The organism is Coprothermobacter proteolyticus DSM 5265, from assembly GCF_000020945.1.
Lineage (GTDB): Bacteria > Coprothermobacterota > Coprothermobacteria > Coprothermobacterales > Coprothermobacteraceae > Coprothermobacter > Coprothermobacter proteolyticus.
Genome location: NC_011295.1, coordinates 225,461 through 242,456 on the forward strand (window position 1 = coordinate 225,461; position 16,996 = coordinate 242,456).

General features: G+C 45.5%; 18 protein-coding genes. 12 read left to right on the plus strand and 6 right to left on the minus strand.

The features are described from left to right. Nucleotides 1-43 precede the first annotated feature (43 nt). From selD to selB, 3 genes are all read left to right on the plus strand, one after another. Complete coding sequence (selD, locus tag COPRO5265_RS01030) at nucleotides 44-1,084, plus strand: selenide, water dikinase SelD (protein ID WP_083760207.1); 1,041 nt, start codon at nucleotides 44-46, stop codon at nucleotides 1,082-1,084. 61 nt (nucleotides 1,085-1,145) lie between these two features. Further along, on the plus strand, nucleotides 1,146-2,555 hold the full coding sequence (gene selA, locus COPRO5265_RS01035; protein ID WP_012544031.1) for an L-seryl-tRNA(Sec) selenium transferase: 1,410 nt from the start codon (nucleotides 1,146-1,148) through the stop codon (nucleotides 2,553-2,555). Further along, a complete protein-coding gene (gene selB, locus COPRO5265_RS01040; RefSeq protein ID WP_012544323.1) occupies nucleotides 2,552-4,417 on the plus strand; it encodes a selenocysteine-specific translation elongation factor in 1,866 nt (621 codons plus the stop codon). Before selA ends, selB begins: the two co-directional genes overlap by 4 nt. Here the strand turns inward: selB and COPRO5265_RS01045 are convergent. Then, a complete protein-coding gene (locus COPRO5265_RS01045; RefSeq protein ID WP_041735535.1) occupies nucleotides 4,414-4,686 on the minus strand; it encodes a DUF3343 domain-containing protein in 273 nt (90 codons plus the stop codon). The genes selB and COPRO5265_RS01045 overlap by 4 nt on opposite strands. Nucleotides 4,687-4,877: 191 nt before the next feature. Here COPRO5265_RS01045 and COPRO5265_RS01050 point away from each other — a divergent pair, with 191 nt between their 5' ends. The 5 genes from COPRO5265_RS01050 to COPRO5265_RS01070 all read left to right on the plus strand — a co-directional run bounded on the left by COPRO5265_RS01050 (nucleotide 4,878) and on the right by COPRO5265_RS01070 (nucleotide 8,824). Beyond that, complete coding sequence (locus COPRO5265_RS01050) at nucleotides 4,878-5,714, plus strand: Cof-type HAD-IIB family hydrolase (protein ID WP_041735537.1); 837 nt, start codon at nucleotides 4,878-4,880, stop codon at nucleotides 5,712-5,714. Nucleotides 5,715-5,775: 61 nt separating this feature from the next. Beyond that, nucleotides 5,776-6,381, plus strand: a complete 606-nt coding sequence (locus COPRO5265_RS01055) for an ECF transporter S component (protein WP_041735539.1) — start codon at nucleotides 5,776-5,778, stop codon at nucleotides 6,379-6,381. A 13-nt stretch (nucleotides 6,382-6,394) separates the two neighbouring features. Further along, a complete protein-coding gene (locus COPRO5265_RS01060; RefSeq protein ID WP_012543691.1) occupies nucleotides 6,395-7,171 on the plus strand; it encodes an energy-coupling factor transporter transmembrane component T family protein in 777 nt (258 codons plus the stop codon). Next, on the plus strand, nucleotides 7,168-8,019 hold the full coding sequence (locus tag COPRO5265_RS01065; protein WP_041735541.1) for an energy-coupling factor ABC transporter ATP-binding protein: 852 nt from the start codon (nucleotides 7,168-7,170) through the stop codon (nucleotides 8,017-8,019). Before COPRO5265_RS01060 ends, COPRO5265_RS01065 begins: the two co-directional genes overlap by 4 nt. After that, nucleotides 8,000-8,824 carry an energy-coupling factor ABC transporter ATP-binding protein gene (locus tag COPRO5265_RS01070; protein ID WP_012543429.1) on the plus strand — a complete coding sequence of 275 codons (825 nt, stop codon included), beginning with the start codon at nucleotides 8,000-8,002 and terminating at the stop codon, nucleotides 8,822-8,824. Before COPRO5265_RS01065 ends, COPRO5265_RS01070 begins: the two co-directional genes overlap by 20 nt. A gap of 59 nt (nucleotides 8,825-8,883) precedes the next feature. Here COPRO5265_RS01070 and COPRO5265_RS01075 read toward each other — a convergent pair whose 3' ends face one another. From COPRO5265_RS01075 to COPRO5265_RS01085, 3 genes are read right to left on the minus strand one after another with little or no spacing between them, the layout of a single operon-like run. Next, a complete protein-coding gene (locus COPRO5265_RS01075; RefSeq protein WP_012544274.1) occupies nucleotides 8,884-9,702 on the minus strand; it encodes a histidinol-phosphatase HisJ family protein in 819 nt (272 codons plus the stop codon). Next, nucleotides 9,699-10,583, minus strand: a complete 885-nt coding sequence (locus tag COPRO5265_RS01080) for a hypothetical protein (RefSeq protein WP_041735543.1) — start codon at nucleotides 10,581-10,583, stop codon at nucleotides 9,699-9,701. The genes COPRO5265_RS01075 and COPRO5265_RS01080 overlap by 4 nt, the downstream gene beginning before the upstream one ends. 13 nt (nucleotides 10,584-10,596) lie before the next feature. Continuing rightward, nucleotides 10,597-11,274: a DUF554 domain-containing protein gene (locus COPRO5265_RS01085; RefSeq protein ID WP_012543680.1), complete on the minus strand. Its 678-nt coding sequence runs from the start codon at nucleotides 11,272-11,274 to the stop codon at nucleotides 10,597-10,599. Between the two features lie 101 nt (nucleotides 11,275-11,375). On the opposite strand from COPRO5265_RS01085, the gene COPRO5265_RS01090 reads away from it, so the two are divergent. Continuing rightward, nucleotides 11,376-11,486, plus strand: coding sequence for an RCKP-type rubredoxin-like domain-containing protein (locus tag COPRO5265_RS01090; RefSeq protein WP_012544375.1), 111 nt, complete (start codon nucleotides 11,376-11,378; stop codon nucleotides 11,484-11,486). Here the strand turns inward: COPRO5265_RS01090 and COPRO5265_RS01095 are convergent. Further along, nucleotides 11,483-13,066, minus strand: coding sequence for a DUF4910 domain-containing protein (locus COPRO5265_RS01095; RefSeq protein WP_012544178.1), 1,584 nt, complete (start codon nucleotides 13,064-13,066; stop codon nucleotides 11,483-11,485). The genes COPRO5265_RS01090 and COPRO5265_RS01095 overlap by 4 nt on opposite strands. 55 nt (nucleotides 13,067-13,121) lie before the next feature. On the opposite strand from COPRO5265_RS01095, the gene COPRO5265_RS01100 reads away from it, so the two are divergent. The 3 genes from COPRO5265_RS01100 to fba are packed head-to-tail and all read left to right on the plus strand — an operon-like array spanning nucleotide 13,122 to nucleotide 16,517. Next, nucleotides 13,122-14,309 carry an HD domain-containing protein gene (locus COPRO5265_RS01100; RefSeq protein WP_012543677.1) on the plus strand — a complete coding sequence of 396 codons (1,188 nt, stop codon included), beginning with the start codon at nucleotides 13,122-13,124 and terminating at the stop codon, nucleotides 14,307-14,309. A 7-nt stretch (nucleotides 14,310-14,316) separates the two neighbouring features. Then, nucleotides 14,317-15,537, plus strand: coding sequence for a M20 family metallo-hydrolase (locus COPRO5265_RS01105; RefSeq protein ID WP_012543958.1), 1,221 nt, complete (start codon nucleotides 14,317-14,319; stop codon nucleotides 15,535-15,537). Nucleotides 15,538-15,578: 41 nt separating this feature from the next. Beyond that, on the plus strand, nucleotides 15,579-16,517 hold the full coding sequence (gene fba, locus COPRO5265_RS01110) for a class II fructose-1,6-bisphosphate aldolase (RefSeq protein WP_041735545.1): 939 nt from the start codon (nucleotides 15,579-15,581) through the stop codon (nucleotides 16,515-16,517). Nucleotides 16,518-16,602: 85 nt separating this feature from the next. Here fba and COPRO5265_RS01115 read toward each other — a convergent pair whose 3' ends face one another. After that, on the minus strand, nucleotides 16,603-16,896 hold the full coding sequence (locus tag COPRO5265_RS01115) for an SPW repeat domain-containing protein (protein ID WP_012544155.1): 294 nt from the start codon (nucleotides 16,894-16,896) through the stop codon (nucleotides 16,603-16,605). Nucleotides 16,897-16,996 lie beyond the last annotated feature (100 nt).

Here is a 16,996-nt window from a genome sequence, read left to right on the forward strand (position 1 = left end):
TGAAAGATGCATATTTGATAGGGAGGAGGTGCAGTACCGCGACATGGAAGAAGGTATCAGATTAACCCAGATGACGAAGGCTTCTGGCTGAGGGGCAAAAATTGGCCCTCAGGCCCTGGCGCAGGTACTGCACCAGTTTGAAAATGAAGAACAGCGGGAAGAGAATCTTTTAGTGGGTTTGGGAACCAATGAGGATGCTGCAGTGTACCGAATACCTGAAGGCATGGCAGTCATACACACGTTGGACTTTTTTACGCCGGTGGTGGATGATCCTTATGATTTTGGACAAATAGCTGCTGCTAATGCTCTTAGCGACATTTACGCCATGGGTGGTGAACCCATGTTTGCATTGAACGTGGTGTGCTGGCCCAGTTGCTACATGGACCTTTTGGAGCGAACACTGAAGGGTGGATGGGACAAAGTAAAGGAAGCTGGAGCTGTGGTTACAGGCGGGCATTCCATTGATGACGATGAACCCAAGTACGGTCTTAGCGTAATAGGTTACGTTAAGCCACATGCCATCGTAAGAAACAGTACAGCAAGAGTGGGCGATGTTTTGGTTCTAACCAAACCATTGGGCACAGGGGTTATCAATACTGCCATTAAGGGTGATCTATGCCCGCCGGAAGTGGCTGCTCGAGCAGTGCAGGTAATGAAAGCCTTGAACAAAGAAGCCTCTAGGCTTATGGTGGAGCTTCAAACAAGCGCTTGCACCGACATAACAGGTTTTGGATTCCTTGGCCATGCCTATGAAATGGCATCAGGCAGCGGAGTCACGCTGGTAATTCACAGGAATGCTGTGCCAATCATTGAGGGCGCTGTGGAGCTGGCACAGATGGGTCTCATACCTGCTGGTACTTATAGAAACAAGGATTACCTAAAAGGAAAGGTGGCATTGAGTTGCCCCGAGGATGCCATGACTGATCTACTCTTCGACCCTCAAACGTCTGGTGGGTTACTCATCGCCATGGCAGAGGACAAAGCGGCCACTTTTGTTTCCGAACTTAAGGAGAAATTTCATATTGAGGCCCACATCGTTGGTCATGTCATAGCACGTGAAGATGTGGATATTAAAGTAATTTAGGGCTTACTAAGGGGCGTTAACAGCGCTTTTGTGTTCTTCTTCTGTGTAATAATAAGAGTATATGGCGACAGAAAAAGAGAACACTGACAGCCAAAACCTCTTTCGGTTACTTCCTTCAGTTGATGAGTTTTTGAAACTTCCACAAGTGGTCAAGTTTGCAGAAACGCGCAGTCACAGTTCCTTGGTGAACGCGGTGCGCGTAGTGCTAGACAAGTGGCGTCAGGGCATCAGCGAAGGAAAGATACATTCTGTGGATACAGACGCTTTGGTTGATGATCTACGTAAGCTTCTGCACGAGCTTGATTTGCGCAGCCTCAGGCGAGTGGTGAACGGCACTGGTATTATCGTTCATACTAATCTCGGCAGATCTCTCTTGCCTTCTTCACTAGAACAGCAGCTAAAAGAAGTTGCCTTTCACTACAATACGCTGGAGTACGATGTTGAGGAAGGCGAACGCGGTTCTCGGTATGTGCACGTAGAAGGTTTACTTAGGGAATTACTGGGAGTGGAAGGAGCCTTAGTTGTTAACAACAATGCTGCAGCAGTTTTGCTGGCGCTCAATACTCTGGCAAAGGGTAAAGAGGTTATTGTTTCTCGAGGTGAACTCATTGAAATAGGTGGGTCTTTTCGCATCCCCGATGTCATGACACAAAGTGGTGCCATTCTCAAAGAAGTGGGCACAACTAACCGCACCCGTGTAGAAGACTACACTGGTGCCATTGGCGAAAACACGGGGCTACTGTTTAAGGCCCATACCAGTAATTACCGCATCATTGGCTTTACACAGGAAGTGGACGTGGGAACGTTAGCTCGCATAGGTAAAAGTCATAATGTACCTACCATGATGGATTTAGGTAGTGGTGTTATGGTGGACTTAGCGCTGCAGGGGATAGACCATGAGCCCACCGTCCAAGAAGTAGTCAATGCAGGTGTGGACATCGTCACTTTTAGTGGTGACAAGCTACTAGGCGGGCCACAAGCCGGCATCATCGTGGGCAAAAAAGCCTTTATTGATGCCATGAAGAAGAATCCACTTACTCGTGCGTTAAGGGTGGATAAACTGTGCCTCACTATGCTAGAAGGTACGCTACGTATTTACAGAGATGGTAATCCCATGGAAATGATTCCCACCCTACACATGATGGCCATGCCCATGGAACAGCTTGAAGAAAGAGCAAATCGCTTAAATGACATGCTGAGTACTATTAAGGACGTTAACTGCTGCGTAGTACAGGTAAATTCAGCTCCTGGTGGCGGTTCGTTACCAGGCCAGCAACTGCCTTCTTTCGGTGTGTCAGTGGAAGTCGGTTCCATGAGCGAAGTGGAGCTGGAACGTAGACTGCGCCAGCGGGACATACCCATCATATCGCGCATAGTGGAGAACAAGGTTATCTTGGATGTGCGCACACTGCTGGACGAAGATTTTCAGGTCATTTTTGATGCCCTTCAAGACATTGTTTCCTGCGTATGAAAAATGTAATTATTGGTACAGCTGGTCACATCGACCACGGAAAAACCACACTCATAAAAGCTCTCACAGGTAAAGACACTGACAGGCTCAAAGAAGAAAAACTACGTGGTATGACCACGGACTTAGGCTTTGCCTATTTGGATCTACCTTCTGGTATAAGGGCTGGAATTATCGATGTTCCAGGTCATGAGAAATTCATCAAGAACATGCTGGCGGGTGCCCACGGTATCGACATTGTTATGATGGTTATAGCGGCTGATGAAGGTATCATGCCACAAACGGAAGAACATCTGCAGATCATCTCTTTATTGGATGTAAAAAAGGGTATTGTTGTTCTCACAAAATGCGATTTAGTGGATGACGAGTGGCTAACATTAGTTGAGGAAGAAGTTAGAGAAGCGCTCAAAGGAACTGTGCTGGAAAATGCACCTTTCGTGCCTGTTTCCTCCACTACTGGCAAGGGTTTAGACAAACTTGTAGCAGAGCTGGATAACCTTGCTCAGTCCATTGAAGAGCGTAGCCATGATGGTATTTTCAGGATGCCCATTGACCGCGTGTTCACTGTGCAAGGTCACGGAACTGTGGTTACTGGTACCATGATTTCTGGCACTCTGAAGGTGGGCGACGAGGTAGTTGTTTATCCCAAGATGCTTAGCTCTCGGGTACGGTCCATACAAGTTTACGGAGAGCCCGTGGAAGCTGCTTATGCAGGTCAACGTACTGCTGTGAACTTGTCCAACGTAAAAGTGGAAGAGTTGGACCGTGGTGATGTTATTGCCCCCAAGGGCGCATTGGTACCGTCTCGCGTTTTGGATGTCAAGCTCATCCTGCTGAACAATGTAAAACCACTTAAGAATAGGTCCCGGATAAGGTTCTATGTGGGTGCCTCTGAGGTCATGGGCAGGGTTGTACTCCTAGACAGGGACGAACTCAGTGCTGGTGAAAGCTGCTATGCCCAGATGCAGCTGGAGTCGTTTGTATGTGTGCTTTATGGTGATCGATTTGTCCTTCGCAGCTACTCTCCCATGGAAACCATAGGAGGCGGTGTGGTCTTAGTTCCCAATGCGCGCAAGCATAAGCGTTACAAAGACCAGATTATCGATGAACTTCAAAACATAGAACACAAAGGCAAGACGTTCCAGGTAGAAAAAGCCATATACGAGAGTGGTGTGGCTTGGACACTAGATGAGCTTGCTAAGAAGTTTGGTGTGGTTGAGGAAGTCTTGGCTGCGTCGGAGAACTTAGTCAAAGTACACTACGGGACTAGTGCATATGTGTACCACAAACAGCGCTATGAGAAGCTTAAAGAGGAAGTGAGAAGGCTCCTTGAAGATTACCACAAACGGTTTCCTCTAAAGGATGGTATGCCCAAAGAGGAGCTTAAAGAAAAGGTGCTCAGGGAAGCCAAGAGCAAGCAGTTTGATGTAATGCTTTGGCTCATGGAACAAGATGGGTTGATCCAAGCTAGGGAACAAGTAGTTTGGTTGAAAGGCTTTACTGCCACGCTTTCTCCAAAGGACCAGCAGATAAGAGAACGCATCTTAAAAGAGCTTTCAGTGTCACACTTCAAGCCTCTTAAGGAAGAAGAAATTCTGAAATCTACATCAGAGGCGCCAGTACTTCACTTCTTGGTCAAGACAGGAGATGTGGTCAAACTGCCCAGTGGAGAATATCTCGCGGGAGCTGCAGTGGAAGAGGCAAAAGCGCTTTTGGTGGATTACTTAAAAGAGCACGGGCAGATCACTCTTGGGGCCTTTAGGGATATGCTTGGCGTCAGCCGACGGGATGCATTAGCCCTACTTGAGTATTTTGACGCAGTTAGGGTAACAAAAAGGTCTGGAGATACCAGGGTTTTGGCTTAAAGTACGCGCTGTGGCTTAGAAAAGCCGTCGTCGGCATAAAAGTAAACTCCTGAAAAGGAGAGATTGTATTCCCTAAGTAGCTGTAGAAGTTCTTCCTTCGTGATGTGCTGTACCTTGGCTGCTACCCCGCAGCTGGAGCTAATCTCTCTGGGCACGGGAATCAGCTGGAATACTAAAGGGCCATTTCTTGCTTTGTCTTCGAAAGCCATAGCGTGGTGAACAGAAGGAAAGGTTATTAAATAGTAGCCGCTAGTGCTATGTTGTTCCAAGTTATAAAAGACACCTCCTATATTTGTCCAGCCCTGTCTGCGTTTTTGGCCCTTGTCTATATAATTGTGCACCAGCAAAGTGCTCAAGTAAATACTCCATCGTGTTCAAAAGTTTTGGTTTCCATTGTTTTTACTTTGCTTGAAAAGACGTTTTTGGGGTGATGTTACAATCAAAAGGAGGTGAAAAGTCCTTGATTAAGCTTGTACTCATTGACATTGATGGAACATTGGTCCGAGACGATAAAACGCTTCCAGCTGAGAATGAGGAAGCCATAAAAGAGGCGCTGCAAAGCGGTGTACTTGTTACGCTTGTCACCGGCCGTAACTATGGTGCTGCTAAGGAGATTATTGACAAGTTACAGCTGGATGTGCCAGTGGTGCTTCAAAACGGTGCCTTCATTTATAGACCCTACTCAGGTGAGGTTATCAGAAAGGTGGGCCTGACCGGTGATGTGGCTAAGCGTGTAATTCATCTTTGCCGCCAAGAAGGTACTTTCTACATACTGTACAGAGATTTTCTCATGCAGAAAGACATGCTCATTGACCAAGATTATGATGGTCCCTTCAGCATGTATCTAAAGAGAAATGCTGTTAGGTTAGACAGGGTAGAAGATGTTACAAGCTTCATCTCGGGCGAGGTAGCAGAAGTGGCTTTACTTGGGAACGAAGATAGAATTCTCCGGGTTCTGCGGCAGTTAGGCGACGGTGACAACTTTACTGTTATTAAATCCCTCACAAGGGAAGATGAAGCTTTCTACGAGATTTTCGGACCGAAGGTTGGAAAAGGTGAGGCTTTAAACTACCTTTGTCAGCACTTTGGTGTGAGTCCTGAGGAGGTTATGTTTATAGGGGATGCTTATAATGACATCGATATAATGCCGCTGGTGGGTTTCCCTGTTGCCATGGGAAACGCCGTAGAAGAGGTTAAGAAATTTGCTAAGGCAGTAACCAAGAGCAACAATGAAGGAGGAGTGGCTTGGGCAATTAGGCACTTTGTGCTGTCGCCCAAGGGGGACTTCACTCGTTAATGCTTGTTAAAGACCTTTCACGTCTATAATGGGTACAGGAATAGGAGGTGGATTACGTATCATGAGCAAGAAAAGCATGTGGTCAATTAGTTTTTCCACGCCAGTTTTGGTGCTTATACCCGTTGCCGTAGGTATTAACTATGTGGGGAAGTTGTTTGCACAACTTCTCAAGCTTCCATTGTGGCTTGACTCTATTGGAACTGTAATTGCTAGTATGCTTTCTGGTCCGATTGTGGGTTCCATATCTGGAGCAATCAACAACATCATTTATGGACTAACCATGGATCCAATTTCTTTCGTTTACGCTCTTACAAGTGTTGCTATTGGTCTTACCGTGGGTATTATGGCTTACAAGGGACGTATTAATAATTTGTGGAGAGCTGTAGTAGTCGGCTTGGTGGTGGCGCTGGTGGCGGCCGTGGTTTCCACTCCGCTAAACGTCATATTTTGGGGTGGACAAACGGGAAACGTGTGGGGAGATGCTCTGTATGCCTATCTCATCGCACATGGTGTCCCTGTTTGGCTTTCCTCCTTCTTGGATGAGCTAGTGGTGGATTTGCCTGATAAGGTGGCTACTGTAATCATCGCTTTTCTAATCTTTGCCAGCTTGCCTAAGCGGTTGGTCCAGATGTATGAAGGAGAAGAGGCTTTGGAGAAGCTTGACTGATTTTTGATGTATCATGGCTCGTGTTTTAAGTTTATATGTTGAAACGAACACATTTGTGCAGAGGCTTGATCCCATGGTCAAGCTTCTGTACATTCTCGTTGCAGTCTTAATATCCTTCGTTATCCTGCCCTTTAGGTGGGTGGGTGCTGCTTTTATTGTGTTAAGTTGCTTGGCGCTTCTATATGCCAGAGTGTTTGCAAGAGTAGTGCCACTTCTGGGCTTCAGTTTTCTCATACTTATTTCCATCGTTATCATTCAAGGCTTATTCATGCCTGGTAATAAGACGCCCGCTATTAACATTTTGGGGCTGACCTTTTACAAAGAAGGCCTGCTTTACGCCTTAACACTGTGCATAAGGGTTTTAGATGTTTTACTTGCCTTCGCGTTATTGGTTCTTACTACCAGACCGTCTGATCTAATTCAGTCCCTGGTGAAGAGGGGTTTATCTCCGCGTTTTGGTTATGTGCTGAGTTCGGCATTGCAGGTTATACCCCAAATGATGTCGCAAGTAGGCAGTATCATGGATGCACAAAGATCCAGGGGATTGGAAACAGAGGGCAACTTATGGACCCGCTTAAAAGCTTTCTTGCCTCTAATTGGCCCAGTGGTAATGAGCTCTCTTCTGGAAACCAGAGAACGCGCCATGGCGCTGGAAGTTAGGGGCTTTAGTGCCTCTGGCAAGAAAACGTTTCTTTACGAAAGAGAATCTTCCACTTTAGATAGAGTCCTGCAGTGGACTCTAATTGTTGTGCTCATTTTGTCCATTGCAGCGAGGTTTATGCTGGTATGAAAGCTGTTGTGGTGGAGAATCTTAAGTATCGCTATCCTTCCACGGAGCGTCTGGCACTCAGCGGTGTGAGTTTTGAAGTGGAGCAAGGTGAGTTCATAGGCATAATCGGCAAGAACCTTGCTGGGAAATCTACTTTGTGTGAAGCTTTGGTTGGATTAGTACCTCATTTCTATAAAGGTGCCTACGGTGGTCGCGTGGTTGTGGATGGCGTGGAGGTACTCAGCAGTAGTGTGAGCGAGCTGGCACGCCATATTGGTATAGTGTTTCAAAACCCTTTCACTCAGATCACAGCTGCAAAACTTACGGTGTATGAGGAAGTGGCTTTTGGTTTGGAGAACTTGGGTTTCCAGCGCGAAGAGATGGTTAAGAGAATTGATTATGTGCTAAAACTGTTGGGTCTTTACGCGTATAAAGACAGAAATCCTTTTGAACTTTCAGGTGGCCAAATGCAGCGATTGGCCATAGCAAGTATCATCGCCATGAAGCCCAGTATTATTGTTTTGGACGAGCCCACATCACAGCTGGACCCTTTAGGCTCTGAGGAAGTTTTCAAAGCGGTGCAAAGTTTGAGCAAAGAAGGCATAACCATAATCATGGTTGAACAGAAAATGGAGAAGATTGCGCAGTATGCCGACAAGATCATTCTCCTGCACGAGGGCCATTTAGTGGACTTTGGCGTACCAGAAGAGGTATTTTCGCGTCCGGACCTTGAAAGTTATGGTGTGGAACCACCTGTGTTCACGTCTATTGCCAAAAAGTTGGGCATAAAGGATAATAACACCGGTTTGTACCCGGTCACTTTGGAACAAATGCGGAGGCTAATGATTGGTGAACCTCATAGAAGTTGACAATGTAAGCTTTGCTTACACAGAAGGAATACCTGTTCTAAAGAATGTGACCTTTTCCTTGAATAATGGCAGTGTGGCTATTATTGGACAAAACGGATCTGGCAAGACCACTTTGGTCAAGCTCCTAAAGGCACTCCTTAAACCGATTAGTGGCGACATTTTTATCAATGGTATCAATACGAAGGAGACTACAGCTGCTAAATTGGCTAGAACTGTGGGGCTGGTGTTCCAGAATCCTAATGACCAAATATTCAAGAACAAAGTTCTGGACGAAGTCATGTTTGGTCCACTAAATATTGGTCAAAGCATGGAGGAAGCGAGGGAAAATGCCATCAAGGCTTTGGAAACTGTCTCATTGGTAGATAAGAAAGAGGAAAACCCATACGACCTCAGTCTATCGGAGAGAAAATTGGTGAGCATTGCATCCATATTGTCCATGGACACGGACATAGTCATTCTTGATGAGCCCACCATTGCACAAGATTACTTGGGTAAAGCAAAGATCAGGAGTATCGTTCACGAGTTGGTGCAGAGGGGAAAACTTGTTATCACCATTACGCACGATATGGATTTTGTGGGCGAGTGTTTCCAAAGAGTTATTGTGCTTAGTGAGGGGCAGCTTTTGCTGGATGGTCCCGCACGTGAAGTTTTCTCAAAAGAGGACGTACTAAGGAGTGCAAATTTAGAGCCTCCTTATGTGGCGCAGCTGAGCAAAACAACGGGTTATCAAGGTGTTTTACTAAGCGTTGAAGAATTCGTGGCTTATTACCGCAGTGCTATGGAGGACTGGGAACGAAGGTCGTAATGGCGAAACAAAAACGCTTTGTCTTAAGTTTGTTGGTAATACTTGTGCAAACTGCTTGCTTAGTAGTTAGGGTCTTGAAGCTTGACGGAGTATGATGTCCAAGAGATCAGCTTGGGACGTGTATCCTCAAAAACGGTAAGCTTATCTAAGCCAACCAAGCTAAGCAATTGCTCAGCACGATCAAAGTTTCTACCGATGGCTTCCAGCTTATGGGCATCACTACCCACAGTAACCATGTAGCCACCTAAGTTTGTATACTGCTGTAAAATCCATTGCATGATTTTGAAGTTCTCTGACTTATCTAAACGAGCTGTGTTCAGTTCTAAGGCTTTTCTTCGTTCTATTAGTGTCCTCAATACTTTTTCTACCAAATCGGCATTCTGTACGTAGTCTTGCAGTGTAAAAGCTGTGTACCGCGCTGGATAGTCCAAATGTGCTAGGACTTGATACTGTTCCATGTGAGTCACGCAGAAAAGTGTTTCTTCAAGGTATGCTTTTATAAACGAGACGCTATCCAGATATGGCAGTGGTTTCGCCACATTGATTTTGTTAAAGACGTGTATGGAGAGTAAAATCACGTCAAACTTATGAGGTGCAATAAGTGATTCTGTTTCCTGAAGATTATCCTTGTTCACACCAGCTTCAAGCCCTTTTAGGATTTCCATAGTGGGGAAGTTACGACCTGTGTATTCAATGTCAGCTAAGTACCTGTCCAAGTCTTTTACACCTTCATCACCAGATGGGTCGTGAAGGTCTAAGTGATCCGTTATGGCTATGTGAGTCAGATTTTTCGCAGCACATTCTGAGAAAATGTGAGACAAAGGTTCCTGGCCATCTGGTGACCATAGGGAATGCAGGTGCAAATCAGTGGAAATCATTTCACAGAGATTTCCTTTGTTACAGTTCTGACGTTGTACATGTTGTCACTAGCTGCCACCTGTATAACGTAGTTCCCCGGTTCCAGGTGAGCAGAAACTGTCACAGGTCCATCGTACTTTTTATCTTCAGGCGTAGTATAGAGATTGTTTTCAAGGTAAGTTCCATTTGGCTGCGGTATCAATGCAGAAACAGTTATCTTGGTGGGTTTAGAGTAGGGTCCGTCAGTGGCAGTTACCGTGAAAGAGAATGTTGGTGTTACCACTGAAGGTAAGTCGAATGTTACCTGAGGCGGTGCATTAAGTACGATTTCAGTAGTGCCACCAGACTCCTCTAATACTCCAAAGAATGTGGCTACCTTGGCTGCAGCCGTTGCTACTAGCAGTGTGTCTTTGAGCTGTCCACCATTTTCCAATGCACATGCACTAAAATCGACGCTGGTTCTTATGTTAGACATGGACATGGTGACGGGTGTCCACTGTTCTCCTGTTGAGGTTTGGGTTTCGCTGCTCAGGGTGTACTTTACCCCCAGCTCTGAAGGTAAACCGCCTTGAAAAAGTATCCAGCTGCGAGTATTGTCTCTTTGAACGGCGTAGCTCATGTCCACACATTTGTTTTCATCCTCCACGTTTATATAGTTTCTTTCTTCATCTTCTGCTGGTTCCACATCGTTTAGTATTTTCAGGTTCAAAGCGTAATTGGCTGGTAAGCGATCTTCTGAAGCAAAGAGTAAAGGTATGAGGTGTGCATATGATATGAAGAACAGCGCAGCTATTACCAACACTACGATGGCAATGCGCGCCCATAGTTGCAGTCCTTTTTGTTGCTTAGATTTGTTTTTCTTGCTTTGTTGCTGTTGTTTTTTCGGTTTCTTCGAGCTCATAGCACTTAAACTATTATACCAGAGCACCAACCAGCCAAGCCAAGAAAATCTGGATAAGTAAAGCCGGGAGATAATTTCCCACCTTTATCTCCTTAATGCCCAACATTCTTAACCCTATCATGGCAATCAAAAGGTTGCCAACAGCAGAAAAATCGTTTACATACATGGGCAACTGCAAAAAGGACAATTGCGCACTGAACAGTGCAATGGCTCCTTGCACAATCAACACTGCGAGAGCGCTTAGAAATACACCTATCCCGTAGGCGGCTGATAGAGCGGCAGCGGAAAAACCATCCATCACCGATTTTAAAAACAGAATGCTGTAATCTTTCATAAGTCCAGCATTGATACTGCCGATTATGGTCATTGGACCTACCACAAAGAGCGTAGTAGCATAGACAAAGCCTTCAGTGATCTGCTGTCCTTGAAACCTTTGTTGCAGCGACTGCGTAAGGCGACCCAAATGCCCTTCAATGTCCATGACTGCACCAATTAGACCACCCACCAATAGGGAGATGAGTACAATGGCTGGACTGTTCATGTCTTTTATGCCGTATATCCCCAGTGCAAGCACTAAGACACCCACAGATTCTGTTATGACGTGCCGATATGTCTGCAGCGGCTTTATGAAAACCAGGCCTGCAAAAGCACCAGCCAAAACAGCGAGTGTGTTCACATAGACGCCTAGCATAGTAGTTAAACAATATTCTAACAGCATAACAGCATCTGAAATGGAAGAATTTCACAGCCGGAGTTAGAATGTTTCTAGATAGTATGGGAGGTGAGTAGTGTATGGCCATTTGGAAATGCAGCGTTTGCGGCTACGAAAAAGAAGGCAAGTGCAAACCGAAAAAATGCCCAGAATGCGGCAGTACTGGTACTTTTGAGAAAAAGGAGGGCTAGAGCTTTTCTAAGAACTCTTTAGTAGCTTCTTGGTACAGCTCTTGGTCAAAAACTCCTAACTCGGCTTTCAATACGGCTTCAATATCATGTACACCCATAGATTTGCTGAGGATGATGGTTTCTGCTAGTAGAATGTCAAGATTGTTTTGTTTTTCTTTGTAAGTACGAGCTTTCAAAAAGTTGGATATTTGCCGATTCTGCAGTGGCATAACGGGCTTGAATGGAGAGGCAGCTTGGCTGGGACGCCAGCTGGTTTCAAAATCAGTATTTAGCCTGCTGTTGAGAAAATAAGCCAATATTTCAGCGCCAGAGGGGTTCTTAGCCAGTTCGGTACCATAAATGTGGTGAGCCCAACCTTTGACAATATTTTCCTCAGGTTTGTCCAATGCGTTTATGGTCATAACGACAGCATCTGTTATCATTTCGAACACGTTCCAGTCGGTTTTATCTAAGTAATCGCTGGAGGAATGGTAATAGCGGTCGGGCCATGTAATGGGCATGATACCAGGTATGCCCTTTAAAGTGAAGGGTGCATGGTCAGATCCCAGTCCATATCCCTGCTCAGCCACCTTCAGCATATTGGATGGGTGATTGGCAAGTTGTTGCAGGTAAAACCACATGTAAGCGTCAGACGGGTGAAGCAAAGGCCATGGATTGTGGTTCAAGTTTATGGCACTGTTACTAAGGAGCTGTGATGCACCAATCATGTCTAAGTTTATATTCGCTTCCATGGGCAAGGTAGCATCCTTTTCTAACCACTGCACTGTGCCGTAGTGTTCGGGAACCCATAGGAAGATAACTCCGAAGTTTCTTGGCGGGTTCTTAACGAGTCTTTCCGCTACTCGGATCAAGCCAGCACTACCTGAGGCATTGTCATCGGAGCCCGGACCCACATGGCAGTAGTGAGCAGTTAGCACAATATTTGCTTTCTCAGAGGGATTCAGTCTGGCTTCAACTACGGGCATCTTTTCTACTTTAAAAGAGCTCTTTACTTCCAAGTGTGCTTCCACATTGTTTTGGCTGTTTAGTAGCCTTTTTAGCTTCCTTGAAATACTGGGTTTTACTTGTACCATGGGAATCATTTTTAGTTCCCTTAAGTGACTCTCATTTAGAAACAAACCCCTGTAGGTGTAAGCATCTATATCGCGTTCTTGGTACCATATAACGCCCAATGCGCCTTTTTCTGATGCTTTGTACAAAGCCACTAGCGGTTCCTCATCAGTGAGTACTATCTTTCCGGTGGTATTTGACCAATCTGGCAAAGGAATTACCAAAGAGCCCTCAGCTGTTCCACCAGGTGAGTAAGGCACTACAGCCAGTGTATGTTCCTGAGTGGAACAAAGCAGCTCCTTATGGGGACTTACCAGTTCACAGTATCCATCGGTTAGTTCCCAGCCCAGAGGCATGGTCAATCCCATAATGGTTTCTTTCCCGTCGTATTGGTAAGTACGTGCGACTACATCTAGCTCTAAATTAGAAGCTTCTTGTGAAATGATTTCTGCAGCCTCAATTAGCCCAGCAGTTCCTTGTAAACGATCCATTGAAGACAAAAGCCCCCAAACCTTTTTTGCGGGATCCATTCACGCATCACCTCAAGAACAGTTTATCTCACTTATTGCATAATATAATGAAATTGTGAGGCCGTTAGTTGCCAAAGTTATTCGAGATCCTCTTTACGGTGACATAAGGTTGAACTTCTTAGAAGCTGCCATTATGGATCATGTGGCTTTCCAAAGGCTGAGAAGGATAACACAACTGGCTGGAGCCCCTTTTGTGTACCCAGCTGCTGTCCATACACGTTTTTCACATTCTTTAGGAACCATGAACGTGGCAAAGCTTTACGCTGATGCGCTGGAGCTAAGTCCAGAGGATTATTTGATTACAGCGCTATGTGCCCTTTTGCATGATGTTGGTCATGGTCCCTTTAGTCACTGTTTTGAAGATGCAGCTTCTAGCTGGTTAGGTATGAACCATGAGCAGCTTGGCATGAGCATAATGCAGCTAATTGGTAGTACCCTGCTTGATCAGTGTTCTGCCAAGCTTTTGCAGGGCTTGGAGAGGGAATCGCACATTTATGGATTTGATAATGCGAGGGATTATGTGCAATGGGCTTTTGAGGAAACCATTTCAGCTGTAAAGAACGAAGACTACAGAGCTCACATTGTTGATGGTCCCATGGGTGCCGACAGGTTGGACTTTATAACTCGAGATGCGTACTTTACTGGTGTTAGTGCGTTTAACACAGTGGATATTTTCAGGCTCACAGGTAATGCGCTTCTAATGGATGGTCAGCTGGTGTACAGGGCAAAAGTTGTGGACAATATCTATGGTCTGACACTGGGGCGTTTTCTCATGTACAAGAATGTGTATTACCACAAAACCAGCAGGGCTGCTGAGCTTATGATGCAACTCATGATCACGGAAGCCATTGAGGAAGGGCTTCTAGATGGCTATCGAAGTGTGAAAGAGTTTAGCAACCTAGATGAGCCTACCCTCTTGGGTTTAGTGAAGATAAAAGGCGGTAAGAGCGCGCAGATTTATGACCAGCTTCTCCGAAGAAAGTTGTGGAAGGTGGTGGAAGAAAGAATTGTAAAGGCTGAGCAGCAGAGCCAGATTTTAGAAGAGCTTTATTTGTTGCATGCACCTTGCCATATTGACGTACCTGAGAAACTTAGCCTTATTAGTCCCATGGATCGTGGCGAGGTGCTCATCTTGGATGAAAAAGGTGTGGTCATGCCACTTTCACACTACGAAGAAAAGACTGGTTATTCGTTGCTTCAACAGGAAATGAACGTTTTTGTTAGAGTTTACAAGGAGGTGTAAAACACATATGAAAGATTTAGAGGAGTTAGTAAAGAGTTACGAGCAAGAGATGGTGGAAACGCTGTCCAAGTTAGTCAGTATTAAAGCTGTGAATGTGCGTTCTGGTGAAGGGCAGAGCGAATGGGACAGAGTGAAGTTCTTGGAACCCATCCTGAAAGAAATGGGCTTGGATACGAAGGTAGTTGTAGCTCCTGATCCGTTGGTGCCTGAAGGAAGACCCAACCTGCTAGCTGTGCTGCCCGGCAAGGACACGTCTAGAACCCTTTGGTTCATAGGGCACTTGGATACTGTGCCAGCAGGTGATCCTAGCTTATGGAGTCATGATCCGTTTGAAGCTCACGTGGAAGATGGAAAGATCTATGGGCGTGGAGCTGAAGATAACGGTCAAGCAGTGATTACCAGCTTGTTCGCAGTGAAAGCCTTGATTGAAGCCGGTATAAAACCCAATGTGAATATTGGACTAGCTTTTGTGGCAGATGAAGAAACCGGCTCAGAGTACGGTATCATTTACCTTATTCAGCAAGGTATTTTTAAGTCTACTGACATGGCCGTAGTCCCAGACTCAGGGGACAGTGAGGGTTCTTTTATCGAAGTAGCCGAAAAATCCATGATGTGGCTGAAATTCAAGGTCATGGGAAAGCAGACCCACGCGTCCATGCCTGGAAGTGGCATAAACGCTCACAAGATTGGTATGATGTTTGCTTTGTCAGTGGATGAAGCTCTACATGACAATTTCAGTGACAGAGACGAACTGTTTGAGCCACCATTTAGCACCTTTGAAATCACAAAGAAAGAAGCGAACGTGGAGAACATCAACACCATACCGGGAAGCGATGTTTTCTACATGGACATGCGAATTCTGCCTGATGAGAATTTGGATGACATACTAAGAATCATTGATGAAATAAGAACATACTTCGAGTACGAATACAAGGTGCGTATACAGTTGGAGATTATACAGCGGAGCGATGCTCCGGCTCCCACTGATCCAGAGCACCCCTTGGTAAAGACTCTTGCCAGCGTTATCAAGGAAACGCGAGGCATTGAACCGAAAGTTGGCGGTATTGGTGGCGGTACCTGCGCGGCGCCTTTACGCAGAGTTGGTATACCTTCAGTGGTTTGGGCCACCATTGATGAGCTGGCACATCAACCTGATGAATACGCAAAAATAGAAAATTTAACAAAAGATGCACTGGTTTTTGCAAAACTCATGAGTAGAATGGAATAAGGATAGGTCTTTTCGTGTATGACGAAAGGAGGTTGATTCAATTGCCATATGCAAAAACCAAAGACATTCTCAGCAAAGCTCACAACGAAGGTTACGGTGTGGGCGCTTTTAACGTTAACGATTTGGAGTTCATACAAGCCATTGTAAAAGCTGCGGTTATGGAGAATTCACCAGCCATCATTGAGGCTTCCGAAGGAGCTTTAAAGTATGCTGGTGATGGCGATGTGGAAAAGGGAGCTTTCATCTTAGCTGACATGGTACGTCGTTACGCCGATGCTGTTTCTGTGCCCATTTCCCTTCATTTAGACCACGGCCACGATCTTAAACACATCATGGCGGCTATAAAGGCAGGATTTACTTCTGTCATGATTGATGCTTCCGACAAGCCTTTGGAGGAAAACATCAGAATTACTCGCCAAATTGTGGAAGTGGCACATGCTGCTGGTGTGGCTGTGGAGGCCGAGCTCGGACGATTAATGGGCATTGAAGACAACGTTGCCAGTGCCGAGAGCGTTTTGGTGGATCCAGATGAAGCTAAGAGGTTTGTTACTGAAACTCAAGTAGATTTCTTAGCTCCGGCGGTAGGGACAAGCCATGGCGCTTTCAAGTTCAAAGGCGAAGCAAAGATTGATTATGAAAGGATTTCCAAGGTAAAGGAACTAACCCAACTACCACTCGTACTTCATGGAGCAAGTGGTGTGCCTGCCCAGTGGGTTGAACTTGCTGAAAAATACGGTGCTGACCTGTCAGGTGCTAAGGGTGTTCCTGATGAAGTGCTTCAGGAAGCCGTTAAGAGAGGTATTAACAAAGTCAACACCGATACGGACCTCAGGATTGCTTTCTTGGCTGGTTTAAGGAAGCATTTGGCTGAAAATCCAAAAGAGTTCGACCCCAGGAAATACTTCGGAGAAGCTAAAGATTTTGTTACTGAAGTAGTAAGAGACAGAATGAAAATGCTTGGTTCTTCGGGAAAAGCTTAAAAAGAACGTCAAAACAACAAAAAAAGGGGCTCCCCGTATGGGGAGCCCCTAATCAATTTCCTAAGCCTTTAGGGAAGCTATGGTGTTACTGATTTCCACCAAGTGCAGCAAAACCTGCGATGGCCATTAGGATACCAACAATGATGTTGTTCCACATGTAACCTGCACCCTGTGTTAAGAAGAATGCCGCTATTATTGCCCAAATTCCCATTAATACGCCAAGCCATTTTTGCCATGATTTCTCAGCTGGGAACATGTAAGCGCAAATTGCTACTATGATACCGACGATAATTCCATTCCACATTGCTGCAGATGCTGCCTTAAAGATCCAAGGAGATAGCAAATACCAAATACCAAGTAAACCGACTAACCATTGCATGTTTCAACACCTCCTTAGGCAACACATGGTTCTCTCATTGCCCACATGTTTTATACCCATGTGCACCCATTCTTATGCGCCATAGTTCAGAAGGTTTTGC